Source organism: Paenibacillus artemisiicola (genome assembly GCF_017652985.1).
Taxonomy (GTDB): domain Bacteria; phylum Bacillota; class Bacilli; order Paenibacillales; family Paenibacillaceae; genus Paenibacillus_Z; species Paenibacillus_Z artemisiicola.
The window spans coordinates 1-1,793 of the sequence record NZ_JAGGDJ010000112.1 but is presented as its reverse complement, the minus strand read 5'-3'; the positions used below and the strand labels follow the sequence as shown (position 1 = coordinate 1,793).

Annotated in this window: 1 protein-coding gene; it reads left to right on the top strand. The window is 47.3% G+C overall.

The genetic code is table 11. From position 1 onward, the window contains the following. Window positions 1–116 precede the first annotated feature (116 nt). Complete coding sequence (locus I8J29_RS33365; RefSeq protein WP_161745304.1) at window positions 117–1,397, top strand: IS110 family RNA-guided transposase; 1,281 nt, start codon at window positions 117–119, stop codon at window positions 1,395–1,397. Window positions 1,398–1,793: the final 396 nt, after the last annotated feature.

Here is a 1,793-nt window from a genome sequence, read left to right as displayed (position 1 = left end):
CCCGTTAACATTCCTGTAGGTGTTAGTAGATGCGATTTGCAGAAAAACGAACGCCTCGCTAGGATGAGTATGTACTGGGTTGCAGCCCTCAGAACTCACCTTAGGAGGCGTTATAAATGAAGTCTAGACTAGTTAAAGCTCAAAATCAACGTGTAGAACGCATTTCCACTTCGACTCTTGTCATTGGCATCGACATTGCCAAGGAGAAACATGCTGCTCAAGCAATTAACTTTCGAGGTATCGTCCTCACCAATCGCCCACTCTCGTTCTCAAACGAACATGCGGGCTTTGAGCATTTAATCAGCAGTATTCGTAAATTGCAGAACATTCACCAGTTGAATGACGTCGTTGTGGGAATGGAAAGTACCGGCCACTACTGGTTCAACATCGCGAATTGGTTGGTGAAACAAGGCGTTTCTGTTGTCCTTGTCAATCCAATGACGACCAAACGTAATAAGGAAAACAGAGACAACTCCCCTTCCAAGAATGACCCAAAGGATGCTTTGGTCATTGCCGATGCGGTGAGTCGCGGGTTCTACACGCCCTTCTCTCCAAAGGATGAAGCCTTTCGCCGTATGCGAGTTATGGTTACAAACAGAGAGCATTGGGTTGTTAAATCCGGTCGCATTAAGAACAGAATCCACCGCTGGCTGGACATCCGTTTTCCTGAGTATAGGCAAGCGTTCGAAGACATTTTTACTCCTCGTTCACTAGCCACTTTGCGTCGTTTTCCAGCCCCATCTGACATCGTGCAATTGGCTCCGGAACAAATGGTACAGATCTGGGGAGAGTACATGGATAGACCTGGCGGTATGCGAGGCAGAAACAAGGCGCTTGAGCTCCAAGCACTCGCAAGACATAGCGTTGGTGACGCCACTGCCCTTGAAGAAGACAAATGGGAGCTGCGGCACCTCATTGAAGAATTTGAACGAATCTGCCACATCATTGATGAAGCGGACGAGATGATTGAAAAGCTATTGCCTGAAATCCCCTGTTCGGATCTCGTTCGATCCGTTGGTGTTTCCGTGCCTGCAACGGCTGCCCTATTTGCATTTGGAGGGGACCTACGTAAGTTGTCTCATGGGAACCAGTTATTGCGAAAGGCTGGCTTGAACTTAGCGGAACGTAGCTCCGGCAAGTATAAAGGGCACATTAAGCTGACCAAACGAGGAAACTCATTGCTGCGTAAGCATTTGTACTTCTCGGTGTTTCACCTTTTATCTCACAACCGTGCATTTCAAGCCTTACATGCACACAATATTGAAGTAAAACGAATGACGAAAATGCAATCCATGATGAAGCTGATTGGGAAATTGGCTCGCATGCTTGTAGCCATGGCGCGAGAAGGACAAACTTTCTCCGCGAACAAAGCTCAACCGCTATTAGCAGCAGCTTAAACAACTAAACGCGCAACCTAGCCCGATGGATCGTCTCATTTGCAAGATTTCATAAAGAAAGCACGGAGTACCGAGATTTTTACGCTTTAGGGCATAGACCCGTTCCGTTAACGTTGATCGGACTCCACACCTTGGATAGATAGGACGAAGGAATGTGAGGGCATAGACCCGTCGAGATTTGGGAGAGTGAATCCCAAGGACCTTGTGGAGAGAGGCGTGCAGTAAAACCTTTCATGGGAGATGTTGTAAACAAACCAACACCTTCTATTCCCGCATGCCCTCAAACGGAGCAGCTTAGCCCCTCTCATGTAATTCTTGAAACTCCTATTGATTCATGCATATGAAATTCTGCGAATGAGCGAGCATTCGCGAGAAAACCTTTATTCTCTGAGGGAG

Coding starts and splice junctions, on each gene's coding strand:
- I8J29_RS33365 (WP_161745304.1), top strand. CDS start 117: ATGAAGTCTAGACTAGTTAAAGCTCAAAATCAACGTGTAGAACGCATT.